Below are 26,004 nucleotides of genomic sequence, written 5' to 3'. Positions count from 1 at the left end.
AAAATATCCATGCTATTATTCTCGAAACTTTAGATGTATGGATGGCCAAATGATTTCTTCTTACTTAAAACAAGCACAACTTAGTGCTAATCCAGCTTTGATTTCAACAGAGCTTGAAAAGCTTGATCTACATTTAGCAAACACTGCTTTGCCTGATGTGTGTTGGGAGTATCAAATACCTGAGCTTGGCGAGGGCGGTGCATGTAGTCTATTTGGCTACTTACAAGATGAGCCATTCAAATTAACTGACTATCTTAAAAATGATGAGCAAACACAGTTCAAGCTAGCTAATTTACAAAGTATTGTAAGCTACATTGAGCAGCAAACAGGCGTTGATTGGTATGGTATTTATCAATCAACTAATACCCCTGAAGGTAAGCAACTATTAAAGCTGGCTTATCATGGTGCGCCTAGTCGTCCGTTGTTTCCGTTAACGCAAGCATTTGCGGCTGGCAGTAACAACGTACAGGTTGCGCTATCTCACAAGGGCCGCATTATTAATAACGTTGAAGCGTATTTATCACAAGGTGGTGAATACTACACATGCGATCCTAAAGTTAAATCAGAAACCTGCCTACCTTTATTTAATGCACAAAATGAATGCGTTGGTATTGTAGATGCAGAAGCCTTTAAAAATGATTTTTTTGATGAAAAGACGCTTGCCGTTTTAATTGCATGTTGTATTAAAATTCCTCACTTTCTAGTGTAAATAACGCTAGTCAATATGATGTGCTTTTATGTTAAGCTTAGCTTAACAGCTAACCCCTAAATAACGATAAGAGATAGCCAATGTTCTCAGTATTAAAACCATTACCAACAGATCCTATTCTTGGCCTTATGGCGGCCTATAAACAAGATACAAACCCTAATAAAATTGATTTAGGTGTAGGTGTCTACAAAGATGAGCAAGGCAATACACCGGTTCTTAAAGCGGTAAAAAAAGCTGAAGCGTTTCGTCTTGAAAACGAAATGAGCAAATCTTACATTGGTTTAGCGGGTAATTTAGATTACTGCCAAAAAATGGAGCAGTTACTATTAGGTGAACACCAAGCATTACTAGCTAACCGCGTACGTACTGCACAAGCTCCTGGTGGTACGGGTGCACTTCGTGTTGCAGCTGAATTTATTAAGCGTTGCAATAAAGACGCGACTGTTTGGGTAACTAACCCAACATGGGCTAACCACATTAGCTTGTTTGAAGCTGCAGGCTTAACAGTAAAAGAATACCCATATTACGATTACGAAAATAAAGATTTACTGTTTGATGAAATGATCAACACACTTAAACAAGTGCCTAAAGGTGATGTGGTTTTAGTGCATGCATGTTGTCATAATCCAAGCGGTATGGATTTAAATGAAACACAGTGGAATACGGTTGCCGAACTTGCAAAAGAAGTTGGCTTTACACCACTTGTTGATATTGCATACCAAGGCTTTGGTGCTTCACTTGAAGAAGATGCACGTGGCTTACGTATTTTAGCCGATGCAGTAGAAGAGCTAATTATTTGTTCTTCATGTTCTAAAAACTTTGGCTTATACCGCGAGCGTATTGGTGCATGTTCACTAATTGCAAAAGACAGCGCAACAGCAGATATTTCAAACTCTGTAATGCTAAGCGTTGTACGTAGTATTTACTCAATGCCGCCAGCGCATGGTGCTGACATTGTTAATACTATTTTAAGCAGTACTGAGCTTACACAATTATGGCACTCTGAGCTTGATGAAATGCGTAGCCGCATAAATGGCTTACGTAGCTTAATTAAAGAAAGCTTAGCAACTAAAGATATTGCTCAAGATTTCTCGTTTATCGAGCGCCAAAACGGTATGTTTTCTTTCTTAGGTATTAATAAAGAGCAAATTGCTCGCCTACAAAAAGAATACGGCATTTACATTGTTGGCTCTAGCCGCGTAAATGTTGCAGGTGTTAGTCATTCAAATATTGAATACTTTTCAAATGCTGTAGCTGACGTTTGTAAATAAATGCAGTTAATATAAAAAACCGCACACCTGATGATGTGCGGTTTTTTATTATCTAAATTAAAACAAAAAACTTTAACCAATAGCAGGAATAAGCCCCACCATTTGCATAAACTGTGCAGCAATAATAGTTATGCCACATATAGCTGCTATACCAAGCCCAACATTCCCACTTTTTACTTTATAGCCTGTTTTATTTGATGTTGTACGCTGTTTATAAACCATTGCTACAGGCAAAAATATAGCCAGCACGACAAGTGCTATTGCAGCGTAACCTAAAGCCATAATAAAGCCTTGAGGATAAAACAATGCAAAGCCAAGTGGCGGAATAAACGTAATTAAGGCCGTTTTTATTCGATCCGTTTTATTGTCACCTTTTTTAAATGCATCAGCAAAAAAATCAAATAACCCTAAACTCACCCCTAAAAATGATGTCGCCAGTGCTAAATCAGCAAATAACTTAACGGCCGTTGCCACACTTGGGTTATGCGCAATGCTTGCCACGCTAGATACAAACCCATTAAGCCCTTGGCTGTTGAGTAAATCAGCTTGACTCATAATACCTTGGCTAAGTAGTTGCCAAAAAATATAAATAACTAAAGGTAGGGCGGCTCCAGCAATCATTACTTTGCGCAGTACTTTTATTTCAACACCAACATATTTAACAATTGAAGGAATAGATCCATGAAAGCCAAACGAAGTAAATATAACTGGTATAGCCGAAAGGATTAATCCTTGCTCTACGGGCATCTCTAATAAGTGCTTACCTTGCACATAAGGGGTAAGCATGTAAAACAAGCTAGCTAATACAACAATTTTTATTGTAAATAATACTCTATTTAGTTTATCTACCTTGCTAGTGCCTAGCGTTACTACACTTGCAATAATAACAGCGAGGATCACAGAGCCAAACTGTGGGGCTATATTTACATCAAAGCCTATATTTATACGCGCTTGAAGTTGTGCACCACCACCTGCAATATAAGCAGCGCATAAAGCATAAAATAAAAAAACCATCGAAAAATTCGCAATATATTGTCCGCGTTTTCCAAGCCATAATTTAGCCAATGTATTTAATGTAGCATCGCGTGGTGCATATTGGTGTAGCTCTAACATGAGTAGTGCGGTGTAGGTCATTAGTAACCAGCTAGCAATTATTAATGCAAGTGCAGTACTAAACCCAAGCCCGGCAGATGCAATTGGCAATGCCAACATACCTGCACCAATAGTGGTGCCTGCAACAATTAACATGCTTCCAGTTGTTTTATTTTTAAGCACTTAATTACCTTAATTATTATTAATATACATGCACGATATAACTAGTTGCTCAAATCTCAAATAGTTTTGTAATAAAAGAACGTTATTAAAATGTAACTTACAATTTACAACTGTATTTATTAAGGACTTTAGTGTTTAAAAAGTACTAAAGCACGGCAGTGAGCGTATAATTTGTTTTTTGTTTTTTGTTTTTTGTTTTATTCATTCATATAAAGCGTAGGGATGGCACGTGCCAGTTAAAGTATCGTATTTTTTAATGGTTCTTATATGGTCTACTACACCACTGGGTATAGTGTGGAGTAGTGACACCGTATCGCCAACACTTGCAGTGTTAATGCGGATGCTGGTGGGGCTATTTTTAGGCGGGTTAATTGTTGCTATTACAAATATTAGAGTGCCTTGGAGCAAAAATGCATGCTTACTTTATTTTTATTCGAGTATAGGTATTTTTGGCGGTATGTTGTTGAGCTATATGGCAGCTAAAACAGTCCCTTCGGGTATTATTTCGCTTATGTTTGGCCTTGCTCCTATTTTGTCAGGGTTGCTTGCTCAGCAATTATTAAATGAACCTAAATTTAGCCCGATTAAATTAGTTGCGTTAGCGTGCGCCTTAATTGGCTTATATTTCGTTAGTTATAACCAAGTACAAAACTCGCAAACTCAAGGGCTCGGGTTACTTTATGTGTTTATGGCTGTCTGCTTTTTTAGTTTAAGTGGTGTGATGATCAAGCGCGTGAAAATTGCGATTCATCCTATGGCAACAACATTTGGCGCATTGGTTTTTGTAACCCCACTCTTTTTTATTGCTTGGTGGTTATTAGATGGTGAGTTGCATATACAAAACTGGAGTGCAAAATCATTGTGGGCTATTGGTTATTTAGGAATATTTGGATCTTTAGTAGGGGCTTTGGCGTATTTTCATGTGCTGCAAAACCTAAATGCAAGCACGGTATCACTTACTACACTTATAACTCCTAGCTTTGCGTTAGGCTTGGGAGCTTGGCTAAATAATGAGTCATTAAGCCAAGAACTAATAATTGGTGCGGTTATTATTTTAATTAGTCTAGGTTTTTTCCAATTTGGTGATAAGTTTTTAAGGCGAAAGAAAGTAAACACAAATTAGCTTTACTACATTTTTTCAATTTAGTGATAAGTTTTAAAGCGAAAGAAAGTAAGCGCAAATTAGCTTTACTACATTTTTTCTATTTGAATAATTAAACGACGGTTTTTGTCTCGGCTTAAAATGTTATCGTTATTATCAACAAAGCGTTTTTCGCCCAAACCGGTTGTTTGTACTTTGGCTTCATCAACACCCAAGCTCACCATATAATCTTTTATAGTTTTGGCGCGCTTGCGCGATAAATCTAAGTTATTCCAGCGTCCGCCATAACTATCGGTGTATGAGTCAATACTAATGGACTCTATGCTTGCATCATTTTTTAAATACTCAGCAATCTTATCAAGACGTTGTTGCGAGGATTTAGTTAATTTACTGCTGTTAGATTGATAGTTCATTACAGTAAACGAAATATCTTCAAAGCTGTAAGGGAGTAGCTCATCACGGCATTGTAAAAAAGCCCAGTAAGCTTGTTTAAAATTTACGCTCGATATACCAACGGCAATTTTATCGGCACTGTTTTGCCAGTCTTGATAATAAAAAGTAGGGTAGTAGCCTTTTTCAAGCTCGGTAAGCATTTCCCATGCGGTTTTATTGCCTAGCTCGCCATCAAACTTTTTAAGTAATTTCATATTTGCAATATCGCGAGCGGGCAATCCTGCACGCCATGTAGGTGGCACTGCTTTTAAACCTGCAATTGCGTAGTTATCTGGGCGTACAACCATATCTAAATTAAATGTTAAGTTTTTATTTTTACTTGCAGAAGCTTTAAATATAGCTTCACCGTAATAAGGAACCTCATGATTTAATTGGCATTGTAAGCGCGTTGTTTTAACTACTTCCCAGTTGGAGTTGTCTTGGGTTGCTGTGTATTGGCGCATAGCAGCTTGCGAGTGAGTACTGTAAAGCACTGCACTTATACTAAGGCTAATAAATAACAACTTATACTTCATGGTGCTCTCCAGCTATCCGGGAATGCCAATAATTTGGCAAATTTACGACTGCAATGATTAGTTTGTTCTCTACGTTACTAACTTATAAGTTAAAGCAAGTTATGTGCCTACAATTTTAAAGCAATAAATACTTAAATCCCCTAGCCTAGGGGGCATCAATTTTGACATAATAGTCAGCTTACACGTATAAACAAAGAAGACTATGGCAAATACTGAGCAAACACCTTTCGCAAAACGCTTTCGTGGATTTTTTCCTGTTGTTATTGATGTTGAAACTGCAGGTTTTAACAAAGAAACAGATGCCTTGTTAGAAATAGCAGCCTCTGTTTTAAAAATGGATGACGAAGGACTGCTCAGCATAGATCATACTGTTCATTTTCATGTTCAGCCATTCGAAGGCGCTAATATAGAGCAAGCAGCCATCGACTTTAACGGTATAGACCCGTTTTCACCATTACGTGGCGCAGTACCTGAAGATGAAGTAATTAAAGAAATATGTAAAGTAGTACGCAAAGCGCAAAAGGCTGCTGGGTGCCAACGCTCAGTTATTGTGGCGCATAATGCCGCATTCGATCATGGCTTTTTAAATGCAGCAATAGAGCGTAATAACATTAAGCGTACGCCATTTCACCCGTTTGTAAGCTTTGATACAACATCTTTAGCGGGTTTAGCGTTAGGGCAAACTGTATTAGCAAAAGCATGTAGAGCGGCTGGTATCGAGTTTGATAACAGCCAAGCGCACTCAGCGCTTTACGACACAGAACGTACAGCTGAGCTTTATTGTTTAATAGTAAACCGCTGGCAGCAATTAGGTGGTTGGCCATTAGCGCCGCTAGATGATGGCGACGCTGATGCCGAAGTTGACACTGAAACAAAAAATGACGAAGAAACTAAAACGTCTGAGTAATTTTACCCTCAGTTAGCTTAACTAGGTGGGGCGGGTAAATACGCGAAAATTGTTTAGAATCTTTCGCTATTTTAAGTTCCACACCAGGGTGCATTAATTCATTTACTTTTAAACGACTACTGGCAAGTAATTGCACTATTTTTTGCTTAATAAGTAGTTTTTGACGATGAATATGCGCAGAGCGTATTTTTATATGCTTTTCATTTTCAGTTATTTTATTCATGAATTGCTGGCGCTGAGCAGCACTCGCAATTTTACTCGCTTTTTCACGAGCCTGTTGTAAAGCTGTTACTTTAGTCGCAAGTATTTTTTCAAAATCGGTGATTTGTGTTTGCTTTTGGCGAAGCTCAAACCAGAGTTGCGCTAAAAATACGCGTGTTTTAGTACCGGCTGGNCCGCCAATAATTTTACCTCGCGGGTCATTTGCTTTGCCTACACGTATTAATCGCCTAGCACTTAAATCACAATGCAGAGCTTGGCGTTCAATAAATAAATCTTGTTCGGATTTAATATTGCAGTACTGGGCATAACCAATCGAAATAGTTCGCTGAGATGTTATAGAGCATGTAAATGCTTCCTCGCCTTCACGTTTTCGGCCAATTGCGCCAAGCATAATGGTTACCGCACTTTTACTTTCAACAGTTCCTGATTCTACAAAACCAAGTACCGTAATATCACCGTTGGCTTTTACACGCATGCCGTCTTTAATATCACCAGTAATAATTACGCTACCATCAAAATCAACATGGCCTGTACTTACATCTACGTTATCAAAGCATAAAACGTCATCTACACGCATACCACGGGGTAGGGCAACGGGCACACCTTTGCAGTCGGCAATAAGCATATTAGGATTATTAGGGTCTACTTTTGTACCTTCGAAAGGCTGGAGTTGGTGATCTTTACCAGGTTTTGCACTAATTGAATCGCCAAATACCGTATAGCCTTCTTCTCCAGGGGTAGCTGCAATACGCTGCATTAAGGGAGTGCCAGGTTTTACGGTGATAATAGCGCCAAGGTTTTTCATATCAACCTTACCGCCTTCTTTAGCTTGTGGGCTAAGTACTCGGTCTTGAGCTGTTGAGCATAAACGCACAAATTTAGCATCGCGGCCCTCTTTAGGATTGCGCCCATGTGCAATTATGGCACTGTAAGAGCTTCCTGCCGGTTGCTCAAACTGCTGGCCTAAAAAGGTATCAAGCGCACGAGGACTTATTCCTTTTTTAACACCTGCATCAGCAAGTGCTTTTTGCGCGCCTTCCATAGACAAAAGTGCGCCACCTTTAGCGGTAGTTAATGTTGCTTCTGCGACCATGTTTTTTTCATCAATATTAATGACAATTGAAGCATCTACAGCTTTAGCAACGACAAGCGATACTTCCTGATAATTTTTAGTTGGCGCAAAAAGCTTTCCAATATTGGCAATTACAGCTTCGTACTCACTAAACTCAGATTGTTCGAGCATTTGCGTTAACTGAGTACTCGTAACAGGAAAACCACTATCAATAGGGTGACTTTCTAAAGAGACAAACCCTGTACTTTTATCAAATGAAAAAACCGACATTTATTAATTCCCTACTCTATGCCTGTTATTATTTTTATTTTTTACAACTAAAGGTTTAGAAATAGCAAAAACCTTAACTCCTCATTTGAACACAGGTTAAACACATTGTTAAGTAAATGTTTATATAGGCTTGCATAAACTAAATTTTGCTTACTTAACGCGCGATTGACACATACAACTAAAATAAAGCGTTACTAGGCCTTGAGTATCAGTACTTTACTCAGTTATACTGTTTGTACGCTCTGAATTGAGTTACTAATTCAGGGGCTGATTAGGATTCGACGGAATTCAAGAAGCCCAAGGTGCATGTCGAGGTGCGGTTTGCCTCGTTAAACAGCCGCAACCTAAAGTAATCGCAAACGACGATAACTACTCTCTAGCAGCTTAGGCTGGCTAGCGCTCCTTCCATGTATTCTTGTGGACTGGATTTTGGAGTGTCACCCTAACACCTGATCGCGACGGAAACCCTGGCCGGGGTTGAAGCGCTAAAACTAAGCGGCCTCGCCTTTATTTACCGTGTTTGTCCGGGACTTAAAGGTTAATTAAATGACAATACTAAACATGTAGTACCGACGGTCGAGGCTTTTCGGACGGGGGTTCAAATCCCCCCAGCTCCACCAATAAAGGTTTTTGAACTCGTTATTCGAAAACCATAAGAAACCCGCAAATTTGTTAATCCAAATTTGCGGGTTTTTTTATGAAATTTATAAAGTGAAAATAAAGTTTAAGAAATTCTAATTGCACGTAGCTTCATTTTTATTGCAATTACAAGTAGGCTAAATAATGACAGCATACTTATTAACAACGTTAGATTAAGTATTGGGTTGCTTGGCTCATCGGTACTGACCGGAGAGCTGTTTATAGTTTGCGAGTTTTGATGTTGCCTAATATAGCTTTGGCTGATCCAATCTACCGCGTTTATCCATTGTACTTTGGCGGGGTCAGTATTATTGAGCATCCCTATTGCGTGCTTATCGTTATCTAAGCTTTTTGAAAGTTGTATCAGTTGCTGCCAAAATTCATTTTTAGGGCCTAGGTCGTCTATCTCTTGTAGATGCTGTTGTAATTTGTCACCCCCCATCGTTTTTATATCAGCTTGTCCGGTACTTTGCGCGTAGCTATTTATTAGCGATGAAAAGCGTCTAAAGTACTCATTACTTTTTTGCTGTGTAGGGTTAGCTGTTCGCTCGTTTGTTACTTTTTGTGCTGGTTGATTTAGGCTCTTTTGATCAATCAAATATTGTTTATAATTTTGGTAACTTAAGTTGTTTGTAGTTGTGTTATTTGTAGTTCCGTTATTTAGAATGCCAAAGTTGTTTTTCAGTGCATTAACACTGATCACTACGCCTATTAAGGTAATAATACAAAGTGCGCTATAGCAAAAGTACAATGCGCTTTTTAAAGTGTTACGCAGTAGTTTATATTTATTATAACTTTGCTTAATAGCGGCAGCTGTATTTGGGGCTTTGCCCGTATCTAGGCGTTCACTTTGTACTGAGATACTTTTGCCTTCAGTACATTCACTAATGTGTTTATCTGTATTTTTACTGTGCTCAGTGAGTGCTATTTGATTATTTTGAGATTGAGAGATTACAGTAATTAGTTGAGGTTCTACTTTAGTAATCAAACCTAGCTTTTTAAGTGAGGATTCTGTTTTAACAGCATCAATACTCGATAAGTCTTTTTTTAAAGCGTAAGCTTTTCCATCAAATAACTGAACAACAATATTATGAGGAATATTAAGAAGTTGGCTGAGTTGTTCTTGGGCAGAGGTAAGGTCAGTATTTTGATATAACTGACCATTAAAAACAATTTTAAATGTGGCGCTCACGTTGGTACCTTGCTTGTGTAATTCCATTTTTGGAATTTTATTTTTATTATTTGATACACAAAGTTAATTTAACAGATAAAGGTGATGCTTTCTAATAATTTGTAATTAAAAAAGCCTTAACAAACAGCGTTAAGGCTTTGGCGTGTAGCTGTTATTTTACTTTATAGTTTAGCGAGTGATTTAACTGATTGCTTTTGAGCACTTGCTGGTTGGGTTGCTTTGTCTATTAATGTTTCAAGTGGCTTATTTCGAACGCACATAAGTACTTTGTTCATTGCTTGGCATGTGCCTGTCGCTTTTTTATCATGGCTTGTGTAGCTGCAATCTTCGTTAATGGCTTTTGCTTCACATGCTTCCCAAGGCGCATTTGAACCGTGGCCTGCATGACTTAGCGCTGAACATGAGGTAGCAAATAAAAAGCCAGTGGTTAGTGCTTTTATTACGTTAAATATTTTCATTAGTATCTCAGTTAATTATTTAGCCAGAATGCGACTTATCTTGCGGTAGCACCTTTAAAGCAACCAATAAACATGTTTTCAGATACATCGGCTGCGTGGTAGTGGTAACCGCGTGTATCGTCGGTGTGGCCTCTACATTCGTCTAAATCAGTGGGTTCTAATCCATTTTCGTTTAGCATGCCAAATATACCAAATCCATCGAGTGCATAACCCATCATGGCGGCATGACCGTCTGATTGAATTTGTGTTTGGCTACAACCTGCTTCACCGTGGTAGTGATAACCTGCTACTAAGTTAATATGCCCAGCGCAATCATCAAAAGCGGCAATAGTGTATGCGCCTAAAATAGCATCAACAGGGGCGGGTGCAGCAAGTACAACACCATTGAGAGCAACACCCACATTGGCGTTACCAATACTGCTATTTTGAGTGGTTGCAACAGGCGTTATTGGAATTAAAAATGACTCTGATATACCGCCATCCACATAATCAATAGAGCATTCTACGCAGTGGTTTTGGTATTGTTCTTCTACGTTTGGGCGTGCAGCGCCATCACACGATTCTTGTGTGTCGGTTACATTTACAAGCCCTGTACCTTCGTCGTATAGCTGCCAATGACTATCGTTATATAATGTTGGTAGATTTAAAATAAAGTCGCCGGTTATATCGTAAACCTCACCGGTGCCATCAAACCAAATACCAGCTTCGTCAGCTGTTGACGTGATATTTCGAGGGCAAAATACACCAATCTCGTAATTTGAAGGCGCACCTGCTATATCAATTTTATAGCATGACGCTTCATCGCCGTTACTTAGCGTACATGTTTGAGTGGTAATTGATGAAATGAGCGCATCGCTTTCAAAGTTAAAAGGGTCGACTTCTACAACAAAATCGGTTGAAGTATCTGTTGTAGTTCCCTCATCGGTGGTTGTTTCAGTTACAACTGTACTTTCAGCATCGCTACCGTTACAGGCGGCTAAACTCAGTGTGAGTATACACACTGCAAGTGGTGTTAAAATTGGTGTGTTAAATCTTTTCATCAAAAATATCCGGTAATGAAGTTGAATGTATAATATTTGTTAAATGTGCAAACAAAGTGCAAAAACAACGCAACATAGTACATAGCCTGAGATAGAGGCTGATAAAGTGGCTATAAATGTGTGTAGTACCTTTTTTATTATTTAAATACTGCGACTTAAAAGTATTTAAATAGGCAATGGAGTTTTATGGATTTTTTATTTCCCGACAGCATGTCTTTATTTTTGTTTTTATTGTTAATAATCACCGCTGGCTTTACTTCTTTTGTATCTGCTGCATTTGGTGCTGGTGGCGGGTTAATGCTGCTTGTTGTTATGGCGTCGTTTATGCCAATGGCAGTTGTTGTGCCTGTGCACGGTTTAGTACAGCTTGGCTCTAATGCAAATAGGTTTTTACTCAGCTTTAAGCATATTGATAAAAGCATGTTTGTATATTTTGCGTTAGGCGGCTTAGTAGGGGCGGGGTTATCAAGTTTTGTAATTGATGATATATCGCTTGATGCCATGAAGTTAGTGGTCGCTATTTTTGTTATTTACTTACTGTGGGGTAACACGCCACCTATAAAATTAACCTCTAAGGTGTGGCGTATGGTCGCCGGTGGAATAACTACTTTTATTTCTATGTTTGTCGGGGCAAGTGGCCCATTAGTTGGTAGCTGTTTATATATAAATAATTACGAAAAGTTAAAATTTACGGCAACGTTTTCGAGCATTATGAGTTTGCAGCATTTATTAAAAGCGATAATTTATGGCGCTGTTGGTTTTAGTTTTTGGCAATGGATACCGCTTGTAATCGCTATGGTAATAAGTGGCGCTGTAGGAACTTGGCTCGGAATTAAATTACTTAAAAGTATGTCTGGGGATAAATTTAAGCGTATTTTTAGAGTCGTTTTAACGTTATTAACCCTGCAACTTGGTTGGCAGGGTGTAAAAGTATTACTCCACTAGTAAAAGTGGAGTAATCGTCGTTAAATAATAACGTTTATTTTACAGCTGCTTTGATTGGCTTGTCGCCGTCGAACAACTTAAAAATGCGGTTACTAATAAATGAGTTGGTCGCAATATGTAATAATGCATTAGCTACGTTTTCGCGGCTAATTTTAGCTTCTGAACGATCGCTTGGTTGCTGCGTCGTTACTTGCATTGAAGCGCTATCGTCAGTCAAAGTACCTGGGCGAACAATGGTATAATTTAAACCAATATTTATTAGGTGCTCATCAGCCATGTGCTTAGCAACTAAGTAAGGTTTTAAATCACCTTGAATCGAATCTGGATCGTCTGCACCAATTGAACTGACCATAATAAAGTGGTTAACACCGTGCTCTTTAGCGAATGTAGCTGCTTTTGTTGCAGCCCATAAATCAATGAGTACAGTTTTATCATCGCCTGTACTTCCACCAGAACCAGCAGCAAAAATCACTTGGTCACAGCCTTTCATTGCATCACCAAAATCGCCTTCAAGATCTTGCTCAACAATAGTTAAAAAAGAGCTGTTTAAATCGCTTAACTTATTTTTGTCGCGCACTAATGCCACAACATTTTGCTCATTTTCTAAAAGTAGCTCAGCTGTCATTTTACCTATTTGTCCGCTTGCGCCAATAATTAGGGTCTTACTCATAATTAACTCCTTCCAATAAATAGTAAAAGTAATGTGCTTACAAACAGACCTTGGGGTAGGGGATTATTTTTAAAGGGTAAAAAAGAGTTTAAATGAGCTAATTTCAAAAAATACTTTAATTAAAGTGCGATGCTTAACTGAGTATTAAAATTAGCTGCTCTGGGAGTGTTTTTTTAGACCTTTTTATTCAACCATTATACTCACTTCGGTCACATAACTACGGCGGTATAGACTAATACGAACTTTATGTTCTTGGTAATTATAAAACAAAGTGCGATATGTACTATTGCCATTTATTTTTAAAGGTTCACCTAATTTTTGCTGATAAAAGCGAGTGATATCAGAAATTGAATCGGTTAAATAACCAGTACGTACCATTGGGTATTCGCTTGCTACGTCCATCGTTGTAACAAATTCTTCAGGAAGTGGGATTTCAGTGACGTTTTGGCTAAGTGCATTGAACGATAGAGTGCATAGCAATATTATTAAAAATGCTAAAGTTTTCATTAGAGTCCTTTGAGTAATAAATTCCTTTTATTGGTACTTATTTTACCTCAATAAGCACCTTTGTCATTTAAATTTTATTACGAATTAAATCTCGCACTATAAACCGGGCAGGGTGAATAGCTTGGCTTACACGTTCGCTTAATGGGCGGGGTTCATTATTTAAACAACTTACGAGATGGTCTGCACTTAGCGGTGCGCTACACAATGCGCGTGCACCAAAACCGGTAAAAATATGTAGGCCTTGTTGTGGTTTATTAAGTTTCTCATATTGATAGCGTTTACCTAAACGTAGATTAGCAAAGGCCATTATGTAATCACTTTGCTCGCACCATTGCCCTGCCATTGGCAGGNCAGGTGATCTATAAATGTGCAGCGAACAGCCGCTTTTGCCGAGTTTATATTGCCAAGGGTGGAGGCAAATTCACTTTGCTTATAAAAGCTAAGTAGTTGCTCTTGGTTTAATTGGTTGTCGAGCGCTGTAACTTGGCGGCTTTTAGTGTTTTTTTCAAATGTGGCACCCATACAGTGATGATCTAAATAAGCCGGGGTAAAATACCCTTTATGGCATAGCACTGTTTTAAGTTTGCGTGATTGCTCACTTGCCTCAATATGTGAAACCTGACCGCGCACGCCTACTATAGGTAGCGCTTTTGTTTGCTCAAATGCATCGCTGTGCTCACCTGCACAAATAATTACATCGCTAAACGGGCCTAGCTGCTCATCATTCGTTAATAAAAACCAACCGCTATCAGTTTTTTTAAGCTGCTTTATATCGCAGTTAAATACGCTTTTGAATGGGTTTATGCTATTTGCAGCGCTTAGCATAGCGTTTACTAATTGCGGCGGGTTAACCCAGCCGCCTTGTTCAAAATACACACCTGAATAACCTGTCGTTACGCCGGCTATTTCATCGCCTTGCTCTGCGGTTACGTTTCGCATTAGCTGCGTTGGCCACAGTTGCTTTTGTGCTAAGTTTTCGTGCTTATCAGCTAGAGGTTTTTTCACTGCGTGTTGTAATACGCCGCACCAATCATAATCAAAACTAAAACCACTGCTAAGTAAGTTCTTATATAGGCGTTTGGCGTATAAAAAGCTATGTGCAAACAATTCACTGTGCGGCGAGTTTTTAGCCTGTAGGTGAGGGTAAATAGCGCCTTGCACATTGTGCGATGCCCCCATTGCAGGCTTTTCATCTTGGCAGAATAAGTGGCTGGCTATGCCTCGTTTAGCCAAGCTGTATAAAATACAGCTACTGGCAATACCACCNCCGCCAATGACCGCTACGTTTTTTAAAGTGCTGCTATCTTGATTAAAATAAGCGGGGGGTGATTGAGCGTTATTAACATGTTTAAGTTGGCCAATAAGGATATCTTCTCTTTGATTAAAATATTTGGCTTTTTTAGTGCTAAAGCCAGCCTCTATTAATCCTCGTTGAACAAAGTCAGCGGCAGTAAAAGTCGATAAGGTTGCATTAGCTCTTGATATATCAGCCATGGAGTTAAATAAGCTTCGCTGCCACATATCAGGATTTTTACTTGGCTCAAGCCCATTTAAATACCAAACATCAACGATACCTGTTTGTGGATAGCTCATTGCTTTTATTGATTCAAGCGCATCACCAAAGTATAAATCGAGAACAACACTGCCATTATTAAATTCGAGCCGGTGGCATCCTTCTAAATTAATTGGGTAGTTTACTGTTAGTTGCTCACTAAAATAATTTAAGGCAGGCCAAGCGGTTAATGCTTGTTTTAAGTCAGTTAATGTTAAGGGATACTTTTCAAACGAAATATAGTGTAGGCGTTTTACGCTTTTTTCACATTCATTTTGAACTTGCATCCGCTCAAGGTGGTCTTTAAAGCGTTGCCACGTATTTAAAAAGTTTAAACCGGTGCCAAAATCGGTTTCGGCAATAACAAAATGTGATTGGTCATGATTTTGTAATCGTGCATCTATATTATTTTGCTCATAGTACACATAATGCGATTGAGCTAAGTCATCGTCATTAGAAAAATAAATATCACCGGAGTCATTAGTCAAAGGTGTATCTAAATTATTGATGTGACTATGTGCGTTTTTAATCATAATTTATTAAATTTATAGATATATTTTTAATTATTTTACGGGTTTTCTTTGTAATAGTCTGGCGTTATTTATAAGCTAGCAGTTCAGAGTACAAGTGTACGCTAGAAAGCTGACCACTTAGGTGATTAAATTCGCGTAAAATAAAATGCAATTAAGTATTAAGCTAAGGGAATTACCCATGAGAAGAGCTGTAATTACAGGTATCGGTGTTGTATCAAGCATTGGTAACAACAAAGAAGAAGTATTAGAATCGTTAAAAACGGGCAAAAGCGGTATCGCTTTTAACCAAGAATTTGCCGATTATAAGTTACGTAGTAACGTATCGGGTAAAATTGATATTGACGTTAAAGCACATGTTGACCGCAAAGCAATGCGCTTTATGGGCGATGCTGCTGCATATTCTTATATTTCGATGACTCAAGCAATTGAAGACTCAGGTTTGTCTGACGACCAAGTATCAAATGAGCGCACGGGTATTATTGTTGGTTCTGGTGGTGGTTCGTCGAAATGGCAGGTAGAAGCTGCTGATATTTTACGTGAAAAAGGCGTAAAACGTGTAGGGCCTTATATGGTGCCACGCACTATGGCGAGCACTACATCTGCTTGTTTAGCAACACCTTTTAAAATTAAAGGTGTTAACTATTCAATTAGCTCTGCATGTGCAACATCTGCACATTGTATTGGTAATGCAGTAGAACAAATTCAATTAGGTAAGCAAGATGTTGTTTTTGCTGGTGGCGGTGAAGAACTGCACTGGACATTGGCAATGGAATTTGACGCTATGGGCGCACTTTCTACTAAGTATAATGAAACACCAGAAAAAGCATCTCGTACATACGATGCAAATCGCGATGGTTTTGTTATATCTGGCGGCGGCGGTATTGTTGTAGTTGAAGAACTTGAACATGCACTTGCACGTGGCGCGCATATTTACGCTGAAATTGTTGGCTACGGTGCAACATCAGATGGCTACGACATGGTTGCTCCATCTGGCGAAGGTGCAGCACGTTGTATGCGCCAAGCTATGCAAGATGTAGACAGTATTGATTACTTAAATACGCACGGCACATCAACGCCTGTAGGCGATGTTAAAGAGCTAGGTGCGATTCAAGAAGTGTTTGGTGGTAAGTCACCAATGATCAGCGCAACTAAAGCAATGACGGGTCATGCCCTCGGTGCTGCAGGTGTTCACGAAGCTATCTTCTCATTATTAATGCTAGAGCACAGCTTTGTAGCGCCTTCAATTAATATTGATGAGCTAGATGAGCAAGCGACAGGTTTAGATATTATTACTGAACGTCGTGACGTTGAGTTAAATACTGTAATGTCTAATAGCTTTGGCTTTGGTGGCACAAACGCGACTTTAGTTATGAGTAAGTACAAAGGTTAATTTGAGCTTATAAGCCCTAAATATGTAAACACATATTTAGGGCTAAATAGCTTAAAACAAAAAAGGAAAGCCGAGGCTTTCCTTTTTTATTATCGAAAGTTAAATTAACCTTCGTTATGTTCTTTACGCGCTTGCTCAATTTCGTCAGCAATTTCTTGCGCTTTCTGCTTAGTTTTTTCAGTTAACTCGCCAGCAGTTTCTTTGCTTTTAATCCATGCATCAACCGCAATCTCTTTGCCGTCGTCGTACATGTCTAAGCCCATTGCTTTACTTTGCTCTAATAGCTCGTTTAAAGACTCATCATTTTTAAGATCGTTAGTTGTCTCTTTAACGTCGTTCCATGCATCACCAAGCTTTTCTTGCATTTGTGCGCTTTTATCTTTTGCATCTTCTTTTACTTCGTTGGCATCTTCACAACCAGTTAATGTAATTAAAGTGCCTAATAAAGCTAAACCTGCTAATTTATTCATGTGCTATCTCCTTTAGAGACTGATAATTAATTCGAGGCAGACTATACAACAATGAAAATGAACGCCCCCGTAACAAAACGGTTAAATTTTAAATTAATGAGTGAGCACGATTGGCCTCAATTATTTGAACTCGACCAAGACCCCGCCGTAATGCAGTATTTAACGCGAGGTGTGCCTACCTCTTTAGATCAAATAAAAAATGAGGGAGTGCCTCGTATGCTCGCATATCGAAATGAGCTAAAAGGCTGGGGGCTGTGGAGTATCGCTATAAAGCAAAGCAATACATTTATTGGCTGGGTATTAATAAGACCTATGGATTTCTTTAGTGATGCACCAAATTACAGCGATATTGAAATAGGTTGGCGCTTTAAAAAAGCGAGTTGGGGGCATGGTTATGCAACCGAGGCGGCTTTAGTATTATGTGATGAACTTATTAAGCAAGATGACGTTAAAGCGATAAGCGCAACGGCACTAAAAGATAATACAGCGTCTATAACAATAATGAAAAAGTTAGGCCTGCAATTTATAAAAAATTATACACATTCAGATGAGCAAGGCGACTTACCCGCGGTACTTTATTCAAAAAACGTTTGAAGATGATTAAATATCAACAGCATAAAGATTGACCTGTCCTTAAGTGACGTGCATTAATATGGGCAACAAAAATAATAAATTAAGGATGTTGTATGGGATTGTTTTTTTCACCACGTAAATTAATCGTCAAAAGTGTACTGGTTTTACAGTTCACTACTTTTAGTGTTTTGGCGCAGCCTTTAGCGCAAAGCGCGGTCGCAATGCCTGACTCGTTCAGTGCCGATGCTGCTAAAAGTATATTAGAGCAAGGCGGTAATGCTGTTGATGCGGCTATTACGGCACAATTTGTACTTGCAGTGACGCTTCCTGAAGCCGGAAATATTGGCGGCGGGGGATTTATGCTTATTCAAAAAGATGGCAACGGCGATTTTATAGATTATCGTGAAACAGCGCCTACAGCGGCTCATCGTGATATGTATTTAGATGAGCAAGGTAATGTTATTGCAAACAAATCAATATATGGCATTCACGCAAGCGGTGTACCTGGCAGTGTAGCGGGTATGTGGCTTGCCCATCAAAAGCACGGGACTTTAAAGTGGGAAGCACTAGTTCAGCCTGCTGTAACGTTGGCTGAGCAAGGGTTTGTTGTTCCGCCTAAGTTAGCAAAAGGTGTTAGCCGTTATATTGCCCATCTAAAAGAGAAAAAAATAAATGTAAACTTTGAAAAATATTTTGCTGATGTAAAAGCCAATAAAGTCTTTAAGCAACCAGAGTTAGCGGCTACGCTAAAGCGTATTCGTGATAACGGCCAAGATGGATTTTATAAAGGCGAAACTGCAAATATTATTGCTAAATTTATGCACCAGCATGGTGGTATTATTAATCAAGATGATTTAAAAAATTATACAGCTAAATCACGTACCCCCATTAAAGCAAGTTGGAATGGTTATGAAGTACTTACTTCACCACCGCCGAGTTCAGGTGGTATTGCTATTTTACAGTGGCTCAAAATGTATGAGTTACAAAAACCAGATGCAGGCTTAGCGCATAACTCTACTCAGTATGTGCACTTACTTTCTGAAATAGGTAAACGTGTATTTGCAGATAGAGCAGAGTATTTAGGCGATCCTGACTTTTTTGATGTACCAGTAAACGCGTTAACTAATATTAACTACCTTAAAGAGCGCAGTAATGGCATTTCGTTAACTGCTATCTCTACTACCGAAAATATTAAACCGGGCCTTAAAGAAAGTGAGCAAACTACGCACTTTTCAATCGTTGATAAAATGGGTAACGCTGTAGCAAATACCACCACAATAAACTTAGGGTTTGGTAGCGGTGTAGTTGTTGAAGGTGCGGGATTTATTTTAAATGATGAAATGGACGACTTTAGCGCCAAACCAGGCGTTATGAATGTGTTTGGCGCAATAGGCGGTAAAGCTAATGAAATACAGCCACACAAGCGTATGTTGAGTTCTATGACTCCTACAATACTACTTAAAGACAACACCGTTAAAATGGTGACAGGTTCGCCTGGTGGTACAACCATTATTAGCTCTGTGTACGAATCTATCTTAAATGCGGTAGAGTTTGATATGACTGCAGAGCAGGTTGTAAATAGTCCCCGTTTTCATCATCAACTGTGGCCTAAAAATATAATTAGAACGCACATAGGCTTAGCCGATGGTGTAAAAGCAGAACTTATAAAGATGGGTTACACCATAGATGAGAATCACTTTGGTGATTTACACGTTATTATTAATAAAGAGGGTCAATTAGATGCCGCCTCTGAAGCTACAGGGCGTGGTAAATCAATCGTTTTTTAAATTCGGTGAAGAAAAAATTGATAATAAATAAGCCGCCTAGTAAGTACTAAGCGGCATATATGCTATAACCAGCGTATAGCGCCAGTAACGCGTTCGTTATAAGTATTTAGAGGTGCTCCAACACTTGCCACTAAAATAGTATCTGCTTGTGAGCCTCGGTTAATATGACCTTCGAAGCGCTCATCTTTGAAATTATCATCGCCAAAACCAAATGATTTATTTTCAGAGGGTACTATAAATACCGTCATAGGACCAAAGTCAGACTCAAATATCAAATGCAGTCCTTTTTCGCCTTTAAAATCACAAAACATAGCGTACGTTACATCGCCTGGAAGTTCATCAATGTGACCACCTAAAACAGCTAATTTATCGTTAACGCTTTGTAGGCTAATGGGCTCTTTTTTATCAAGCGCATTAATTTCGTAGTACACATGGGCAAGCGCATGCTCACCTGCTTCGTGTGCAATATTTTGCTCTGTACTAAAAAAGAAGGCACTAATCGCCACTACAAAAGACGCTGCTAACGCAAGGTGTACGCGATCAAACTTAAAACGCGATCGAGCATCAACCACGTTTTTACCTGTAGCTTGTTCTTCTTGGAGTGCTTTTTCTTTTAACGATGTGTTTAAAAGAATGCGGTCTGCAAGGTTTTCAGGTACAGGTATATCTAAAGAATCTTGTAAAAATTTATCAAAATCTTTCATATCGTTAATAAAACTTTGTCGCTCTGGGTTATTGTCAGCAAACTCCATAAGCTCCTTGTCAATGTCGTTTGGCTGCGCAATAGTGCGGCGACGAAACTCAAGTTCATCCATTATTTTGATGCCCCTTTAAGTTGTTCATCATCACGGCTTAAAGCCTCTTTAAGTTGATTTCGGGCACGGTATAAACGAGTCATTACCGTGTTTTTATTTAAATTAAGTATGCCTGCAATCTCTTCACCAGAGCAGCCCATTACAACTTGCAGTAATAATGGCTCTCGGTATTCATCAGATAGCAGTGCAATCTGTCGTTGGATAACCGTTTGCTCCATTTCATCATCTAATGAATGGCTGGTTTCATCAACAAGCGTATCGTTTTCTACGTCGCTGTAATCAAACTGTTTACGTTCAAATCGGCGTGCGTTTTCTCTTCGTAATATAGTAAGCAGCCAGGGTTTAGCTGCCTTTTGATCAAGTAAAGAGTCGAGTGAACGCCATGCGCGTAAAAACGTTTCCTGTACTAAATCATCTGCTATGTGCGGATCACGGCATAACCAATAAGCAAAGCGATAAAGCTCTTTATTGTAAACGTGGACCAAGGCTTCATAACGCTTTTGTTTCTCTGCCATATCGATTAAGACCTGATTGTTTGATTTTTTCTTTCCAAGCATAAGCACTTTTTTAATTAAAAATTATTAGTTATTGCAAAAAAAGACCTGAGTATCGTAGTTATTAATCATAAAGGTCTTTTAATACAGCTTGTTGCGACTTTGATGCCTGAGTTTGATAGTTCTCAAGAATTTTAATAATAGCATTAAGATCCGTGTTTGCGCCTTTATTACTGTAAAGTTGTGCCTGCAATTGGCTAATGAGACCATTAAGCTCGCTGCTATTTACGCGGATGCAAAGCTCATCAATCGCGCCAACATTTTTATGGGTCACCTTTACAGAAAAGTTATTTAATGCGGTGTAAAAGGCTTTCACATCGTGTGTTTTGGCTAATGCTTTAAGCTCATTTAAGCTTGGCTGAGAAGTACCACGGGTATTTAGCTGTAATTTTTCAGTCGTATTTTTAGTAGAACGGCTTATTAAGTAAAAAATTACAGTAGCAATCCATAAAATATACCCTAAAGCGGCAACAACTATTAACCAAAGAGGAGTATCACTTTTAGTTTCAATAGGTTGTGTACCAGTTGCTTCATTCGAAATATTTTCAAGAGTAGGTGAATTATTTGTGCTGGGTTGTGGGTTTGCTATGGCTGTATTAGGCGCGGTAGTACTTGGCGTTACTGTAATAGTACGCTTTGGTAATGTAGCTACGCTAATACGGTTCATTTTAGTATTAAACCAAGGCAGCTTTATTTCAGGTAAAGTGTAAGTACCTGGCTTTTGCGGCAGTAATGCATACGATGCAGTTTGCTGCGATACAACTCGCCCGTCACGTACTGCATTGTTATTTTCTTTTTTATCTGGGTAGCTGCGTATGCCATCAATGGTAGGCATAGAGATTTCAGGTAATTGCTCTTTTGTAACCCCAAGCGCGGTAAGCGTAATAGTACGTGTTATAGGTGTACCTACTTCTACGGTGTTGTCATTAGGTTGCCATTCTTCATCAAGATTAACCAGCTCGCTTGGTAACCATGCGCCCTTGTAATCACCCGGAATTGGTTTTATTTCTATTTGCTGATCGTCGCCAAGAGCTGACACTTCTAACTGACGATAATTTTGTTGTACACGTCCTTGAAAAGCGGGGCCTGCAATAGTATACGCACCACTTTTTTGTGGCTGAATCAAATACTCGCGAGTAATAACAAGGTAGCGTTTACCATCAACAAGCTCATAGCTCTCAGTTTGCTTACCTAATTGGGTTAGTTGAGCATCTTCCATACTTGGTGTGCTTAAGCTGCCATCAAGCAGTTCTTTGGCAAGGTAAAGCTTAATAGTGTAAACACCGGCTTCTTGGACAAATAGTGAATTACTTGAGAGCGACGTTTTTAAAAATATTTCGTTATTTTTATCTGCATCAACTGAGCGTTTTGCCACTTTTAATTTAATAGGCTGTGAGGTTAACCCTGCAACGTTAAATGCAGGAATTGTGTAATTGCCCTCTGCACGGGTCATTAATTTAACTGACCACGTGGTTTGTTTATTAATGCTGCCATTAATAATGTTGGTACGAGAGCTTAAGCTAGTAGGCCCTACAACAAAGTCTTTTAACAGCGATGAGGTGTCTGGTTGCTCGCCTTTAACTGTATCGTCCACCGATATATTAAGCATAAAAAATTCACCCGCTAAAACAGGGTTTTTATCTACGCTGGCTTCTAATTTGGTGGCAGCCCACGAAGGCATCGCACTTAATAGCAATAAACAGCAAAATAATCGCATTACCATGATTTTTCGACTCCTGTAGGGCGACGTTTATATTGTCTTTTTTGGGCTTCTAATTGCATTTTATTCCGTAATAAAATAGCCGGATCGTCCGGGACTTTTCTCAGTAGTTGATTAAGCTGTTGTGCTTTTTCTTTTTCTTCATTAGTGAGCTCACTTGCTTGGGCTTGCATGGCTTGTTGCTGAGCATTTTGTTTTTGCTCATCAGTGGCAGGTTGCTCATTCATTGCTTGTGGCTTACTTTGTTGCTGCTCGTCTTCTTTAGGCTGGTCAGCGTCTTTATTTTTCCCTTGCTCACTTTGTGGCTGAGCTTGCATATCAGGTTCATTTTGCTTTTCTGATTGCTCGCCTGGCTCACCTTGTTGATCTTTTGATTGTTCAGACTCTTTATCTGATTCTTTATCAGATTTTTCATCGCTTTGGTTTTGACTCTCGTTTTCGCCTTTTTCAGAATCGCTTTTATCACCATTTTGTTGCTGATCCTGTTTTGACTCATCAGAATTTTGCCCTTGGTTTTGCTCATCTTTTTTCTGGCTATCTTCTTGGTCTTGAGAGTCATCGCCGTCGCTTTGCTGATCTTGCTGATCTTGCTGGTTTTGTTGCTCTTGTTGATTTAGTAATTGTTCAACTAAAGCTTGGTTATCAGCTGCTTGTGTAAAGTCGTCTTGTAAGGTTTGGGCTTGTTTGTAAGCTTCAATTGCTTCCTCAAGCTTGCCAGCTTTGGCGAGGGCATTACCGTAGTTGTATAAACCGCTAGCCGACTTATCACTACTAAACTCACTAAGTGCAGCATCAAAATTACCTTGCTGGTAAAGCGCAGCGCCTTTTAACTCACTCGATTGAGCCTGTGTTGCTGCATCGTATTCTTTATTATTGTAAGCCTCTAATGCACGCTGATCTGCATTTTGCAAAAGAGTGGGGAGCTCTACGGCATACGCATTTTGCTGCGGTAAAAAGCCAAAAGCTAAAAATGCGCCTAACAAGGCTGCGCGTCTAAATAAATACAAGCCAAATGGCAGTAATAACAAGAGTCCGTATATACCTGCATCTATTCGCCAAAGCGCATGGCTTTGTTTTTCGTCTTTCAATAACTCACTCTGTGCATTTGGAGCAAACGTATTTATGTCGTTATTGCTAGGTTGGTAACTAGCAAATTTACCACCACTGCTCGATGCTAAATTTTTAAGCTGACTGGCATTAAGTGTAGGTACTACAATTTGGCCGTATCTGTCTTTCAAAAAACCACCTTCAGGTAACTTAATTGGAGCGCCTTGAGCGGTGCCTACGCCATATACATTTAATCTATATTGGGTGTTACTGGTAAAGCTACTTACGTCGCTTTGTTCTTGTTGGTCAATACCGTCGGTCACTAAAATAATGTCGCCATCAATATAACCCGCTTGCGTTAATAGCTCTTTGGCCATATCAAGACCGGCTAAAACGTTTGAGCCTTTGTCTGGCATTATTTCAGGGCTTAAGCTTGGAATTAAATTACTAAGTGTTGTGGCGTCATTTGTTAGCGGCGATATTATGTAGGCCGTGCCTGCGTAAGCTACAAGCGCGGTATCACCTTCTTTAAACAGCTCAATCATATCAAGCGCTTTAAAGCGTGATTGCATTAAACGATTTGGTAAAATATCGGTGCTGTACATTGAGTACGACATATCCATAACAATTACACGGGCACTTTTACTTTGAAATACAGGAACTTGTTTTTTCTCAAAGCTAGGCCCTGCACTAAATAAAATGCCAAGGCTGCAAAACAAAGCAACTAACCAAAGTGGCTGGCTGGCTTTAGTGTTTGCTTCGCTCATTATAAATTGTGCCAAATGCGGTGCAATTAGCTGCTCACTAGTCGTTTTTTTATGCTTAATTAAGGCGACAAAAAATAATGCCATAGCAGGTATGAGTAACCATAAAAGAGCAGGGCGAATAAATTCAAAATCCATTAGTTTGGCTCCTTTAATGCACGCATTGTACTAAGCATTACTTTTAAGCTAATAAGTAAAATGGCAATAAGTAACGGGTAGTAAAATAATGAACTTTGTGGGCGAAATGTTTGTTCATCAGCGCTAATAGGTTCAAGTTTATCAAGCTCTGCGTAAATTTGTTGAAGGCCTGCTACATCTTTAGCTCTAAAGTATAACCCGCCAGTTTGCTCGGCAATCTTTTTAAGTAAGCTTTCATCTAAATTACTGCCACTAGAGCCACCCATATTAAAGAGACTAAAGCCGCGCGGATTATCTGAGCCAACACCAATGGTGTACACTTTAATCCCTTCTTCGCGAGCTAGCAGTAGTGCATCTTCTGGATTTAGATTGCCTGCGGTATTTTGTCCGTCGGTTAATAGCACCACAATACGGTTACTTTCACCTTTATTGGCAAAGCGTTTTACCGAAAGACCCAATGCATCACCAATGGCTGTTGCGCGTCCCACTAAACCAATTTGCGCTTCACTGAGCATTTTACTTACTGTTTTAACGTCGCGCGTGAGCGGAGTTTGTAAAAACGCGGTATCGCCAAATAATATCAGCCCAAGCCTGTCACCTTGGCGCTGCTCTATAAAGTCACTAAGTACGGCTTTTACCATGGTAAGGCGGTCAACATATTGGCCGTTGTAAGCCATGTCTTGTTCGGTCATCGAGCCTGATAAGTCAACTGCTAACATTATATCGCGGCCTTCGTTTGGCAATGAGATTGGCTCATCTAACCATGTTGGATTAGCAGCGGCAGTAACAAGTAATAACCAAATTACCCACTCAAAAGGATTTAAACGTCGTGCATGTGGCTCAATGCTTTGGCTGGTTAAATTGTGCTTTGCAAAACTGGGTATACGTAAACGCGTGCTGGCATTACTTGCAGCGGGTTTTAATAGTAAAAGTAATAAAGGCAAAGGTAGTAATAAAAATAACCATGGCCAGCTAAATTCAAACATTTACTGACTCCTTTATTTTAAACTGCTTAATACCTTGGCGAAATTTATTGCACAGTGTTGTATCTTTTTGGCTGGGGTTATACAAGCTTAGTATTTCTTGTTCGCTAAAGCTTAAACCGGTAAGCGTAGTAAGTGTTGTGCACCATTTAGAGGTAGATTGCGCAGCAAGGCGCTTGTCGTAATATTCAATCACTAAACGTTTTAAAATAATATGCAGTTGCTGAGGGCTTTGCTCACTTTGGCTTAATTGTATTGCGTAGCGTTTAGGCTTTTTAAATTTATGTTTTTTGTAAAATATATAAATAGCTGCGCACAGTGCTAAAAACAGCAGTGTAATAATAACCCACCAAGCAGGGGCGAGTGGCCACCAATTAACTTGGCTTGGCGCTATTATATCGTGCAGGCCATCGAGTGGATTGGTTTGCATG

At 39.2% G+C, this 26,004-nt stretch carries 23 protein-coding genes, 1 other RNA gene and 1 pseudogene; 9 read left to right on the top strand and 16 right to left on the bottom strand.

The genetic code is table 11. From position 1 onward, the window contains the following. Window positions 1-49 precede the first annotated feature (49 nt). Together L656_RS0105385 and L656_RS0105380 are read left to right on the top strand one after the other, a co-directional pair. Complete coding sequence (locus tag L656_RS0105385) at window positions 50-709, top strand: GAF domain-containing protein (RefSeq protein ID WP_024598428.1); 660 nt, start codon at window positions 50-52, stop codon at window positions 707-709. Window positions 710-789: 80 nt separating this feature from the next. Next, on the top strand, window positions 790-1,980 hold the full coding sequence (locus L656_RS0105380; RefSeq protein WP_024598427.1) for an amino acid aminotransferase: 1,191 nt from the start codon (window positions 790-792) through the stop codon (window positions 1,978-1,980). A gap of 72 nt (window positions 1,981-2,052) precedes the next feature. On the opposite strand, the gene L656_RS0105375 is transcribed toward L656_RS0105380, so the two are convergent. Next, window positions 2,053-3,255, bottom strand: a complete 1,203-nt coding sequence (locus tag L656_RS0105375) for an aromatic amino acid transport family protein (RefSeq protein WP_024598426.1) — start codon at window positions 3,253-3,255, stop codon at window positions 2,053-2,055. A 229-nt stretch (window positions 3,256-3,484) separates the two neighbouring features. On the opposite strand from L656_RS0105375, the gene L656_RS0105370 reads away from it, so the two are divergent. Beyond that, complete coding sequence (locus L656_RS0105370; protein WP_024598425.1) at window positions 3,485-4,378, top strand: DMT family transporter; 894 nt, start codon at window positions 3,485-3,487, stop codon at window positions 4,376-4,378. 68 nt (window positions 4,379-4,446) lie between these two features. Here L656_RS0105370 and L656_RS0105365 read toward each other — a convergent pair whose 3' ends face one another. Continuing rightward, on the bottom strand, window positions 4,447-5,325 hold the full coding sequence (locus L656_RS0105365) for a flagellar protein MotY (RefSeq protein WP_007581990.1): 879 nt from the start codon (window positions 5,323-5,325) through the stop codon (window positions 4,447-4,449). A 202-nt stretch (window positions 5,326-5,527) separates the two neighbouring features. Here L656_RS0105365 and rnt point away from each other — a divergent pair, with 202 nt between their 5' ends. Further along, window positions 5,528-6,232, top strand: coding sequence for a ribonuclease T (gene rnt, locus L656_RS0105360; protein ID WP_024598424.1), 705 nt, complete (start codon window positions 5,528-5,530; stop codon window positions 6,230-6,232). On the opposite strand, the gene L656_RS0105355 is transcribed toward rnt, so the two are convergent. Further along, the gene (locus L656_RS0105355; protein WP_024598423.1) at window positions 6,216-7,796 is read right to left on the bottom strand and encodes a DUF342 domain-containing protein; all 1,581 of its coding nucleotides are present in this window, start codon (window positions 7,794-7,796) and stop codon (window positions 6,216-6,218) included. The genes rnt and L656_RS0105355 overlap by 17 nt on opposite strands. 263 nt (window positions 7,797-8,059) lie before the next feature. Here L656_RS0105355 and ssrA point away from each other — a divergent pair. Next, window positions 8,060-8,416: a transfer-messenger RNA gene (ssrA, locus tag L656_RS1000000122735) on the top strand. 104 nt (window positions 8,417-8,520) lie between these two features. On the opposite strand, the gene L656_RS0105350 is transcribed toward ssrA, so the two are convergent. The 3 genes from L656_RS0105350 to L656_RS0105340 form a co-directional block, all read right to left on the bottom strand. Then, window positions 8,521-9,627 (bottom strand): hypothetical protein, encoded by a 1,107-nt coding sequence (locus L656_RS0105350; RefSeq protein WP_241763419.1) that lies wholly within the window; start codon window positions 9,625-9,627, stop codon window positions 8,521-8,523. 161 nt (window positions 9,628-9,788) lie between these two features. Further along, complete coding sequence (locus tag L656_RS0105345) at window positions 9,789-10,085, bottom strand: hypothetical protein (RefSeq protein WP_024598421.1); 297 nt, start codon at window positions 10,083-10,085, stop codon at window positions 9,789-9,791. A gap of 35 nt (window positions 10,086-10,120) precedes the next feature. After that, on the bottom strand, window positions 10,121-11,125 hold the full coding sequence (locus L656_RS0105340; RefSeq protein WP_024598420.1) for a YHYH protein: 1,005 nt from the start codon (window positions 11,123-11,125) through the stop codon (window positions 10,121-10,123). A 186-nt stretch (window positions 11,126-11,311) separates the two neighbouring features. Between L656_RS0105340 and L656_RS0105335 the strand changes: the two genes are divergently transcribed. Next, window positions 11,312-12,070 (top strand): sulfite exporter TauE/SafE family protein, encoded by a 759-nt coding sequence (locus L656_RS0105335; RefSeq protein ID WP_024598419.1) that lies wholly within the window; start codon window positions 11,312-11,314, stop codon window positions 12,068-12,070. A 34-nt stretch (window positions 12,071-12,104) separates the two neighbouring features. Here L656_RS0105335 and L656_RS0105330 read toward each other — a convergent pair whose 3' ends face one another. The 3 genes and pseudogenes from L656_RS0105330 to mnmC all read right to left on the bottom strand — a co-directional run bounded on the left by L656_RS0105330 (window position 12,105) and on the right by mnmC (window position 15,332). Next, entirely contained in the window at window positions 12,105-12,740 is a 636-nt protein-coding gene (locus L656_RS0105330) for an NAD(P)-binding oxidoreductase (RefSeq protein WP_024598418.1), read from the bottom strand. Between the two features lie 183 nt (window positions 12,741-12,923). Beyond that, window positions 12,924-13,247 (bottom strand): hypothetical protein, encoded by a 324-nt coding sequence (locus L656_RS0105325; protein ID WP_024598417.1) that lies wholly within the window; start codon window positions 13,245-13,247, stop codon window positions 12,924-12,926. Window positions 13,248-13,314: 67 nt separating this feature from the next. Next, window positions 13,315-15,332, bottom strand: a pseudogene (gene mnmC / locus L656_RS01000000121955) (bifunctional tRNA (5-methylaminomethyl-2-thiouridine)(34)-methyltransferase MnmD/FAD-dependent 5-carboxymethylaminomethyl-2-thiouridine(34) oxidoreductase MnmC). A 178-nt stretch (window positions 15,333-15,510) separates the two neighbouring features. On the opposite strand from mnmC, the gene fabB reads away from it, so the two are divergent. After that, complete coding sequence (gene fabB, locus L656_RS0105315) at window positions 15,511-16,722, top strand: beta-ketoacyl-ACP synthase I (RefSeq protein ID WP_004335606.1); 1,212 nt, start codon at window positions 15,511-15,513, stop codon at window positions 16,720-16,722. A 104-nt stretch (window positions 16,723-16,826) separates the two neighbouring features. Here the strand turns inward: fabB and L656_RS0105310 are convergent, their stop codons facing one another. Continuing rightward, a complete protein-coding gene (locus tag L656_RS0105310; protein WP_024598416.1) occupies window positions 16,827-17,192 on the bottom strand; it encodes a hypothetical protein in 366 nt (121 codons plus the stop codon). Window positions 17,193-17,243: 51 nt separating this feature from the next. Between L656_RS0105310 and L656_RS0105305 the strand changes: the two genes are divergently transcribed. Both L656_RS0105305 and ggt read left to right on the top strand, forming a co-directional pair. Next, a complete protein-coding gene (locus L656_RS0105305) occupies window positions 17,244-17,786 on the top strand; it encodes a GNAT family N-acetyltransferase (RefSeq protein WP_024598415.1) in 543 nt (180 codons plus the stop codon). A gap of 92 nt (window positions 17,787-17,878) precedes the next feature. Further along, window positions 17,879-19,552 carry a gamma-glutamyltransferase gene (gene ggt / locus L656_RS0105300; RefSeq protein ID WP_024598414.1) on the top strand — a complete coding sequence of 558 codons (1,674 nt, stop codon included), beginning with the start codon at window positions 17,879-17,881 and terminating at the stop codon, window positions 19,550-19,552. 62 nt (window positions 19,553-19,614) lie between these two features. Here ggt and L656_RS0105295 read toward each other — a convergent pair whose 3' ends face one another. From L656_RS0105295 to L656_RS0105270, 6 genes are all read right to left on the bottom strand, one after another. After that, complete coding sequence (locus tag L656_RS0105295) at window positions 19,615-20,367, bottom strand: DUF3379 family protein (protein WP_024598413.1); 753 nt, start codon at window positions 20,365-20,367, stop codon at window positions 19,615-19,617. Continuing rightward, entirely contained in the window at window positions 20,367-20,924 is a 558-nt protein-coding gene (locus L656_RS0105290) for a sigma-70 family RNA polymerase sigma factor (RefSeq protein WP_032827217.1), read from the bottom strand. The genes L656_RS0105295 and L656_RS0105290 overlap by 1 nt, the downstream gene beginning before the upstream one ends. A gap of 61 nt (window positions 20,925-20,985) precedes the next feature. Further along, on the bottom strand, window positions 20,986-22,644 hold the full coding sequence (locus L656_RS0105285; RefSeq protein WP_024598412.1) for a BatD family protein: 1,659 nt from the start codon (window positions 22,642-22,644) through the stop codon (window positions 20,986-20,988). After that, window positions 22,638-24,590, bottom strand: coding sequence for a VWA domain-containing protein (locus tag L656_RS0105280; protein ID WP_024598411.1), 1,953 nt, complete (start codon window positions 24,588-24,590; stop codon window positions 22,638-22,640). The genes L656_RS0105285 and L656_RS0105280 overlap by 7 nt, the downstream gene beginning before the upstream one ends. Further along, window positions 24,590-25,576, bottom strand: a complete 987-nt coding sequence (locus L656_RS0105275) for a vWA domain-containing protein (RefSeq protein ID WP_024598410.1) — start codon at window positions 25,574-25,576, stop codon at window positions 24,590-24,592. The genes L656_RS0105280 and L656_RS0105275 overlap by 1 nt, the downstream gene beginning before the upstream one ends. After that, the gene (locus L656_RS0105270; RefSeq protein WP_024598409.1) at window positions 25,569-26,003 is read right to left on the bottom strand and encodes a DUF4381 domain-containing protein; all 435 of its coding nucleotides are present in this window, start codon (window positions 26,001-26,003) and stop codon (window positions 25,569-25,571) included. Before L656_RS0105270 ends, L656_RS0105275 begins: the two co-directional genes overlap by 8 nt. Window position 26,004: the final 1 nt, after the last annotated feature.

Source organism: Pseudoalteromonas sp. TAE56 (genome assembly GCF_000497955.1).
Lineage (GTDB): Bacteria > Pseudomonadota > Gammaproteobacteria > Enterobacterales > Alteromonadaceae > Pseudoalteromonas.
This window is presented reverse-complemented; position numbering and strand designations above follow the sequence as displayed.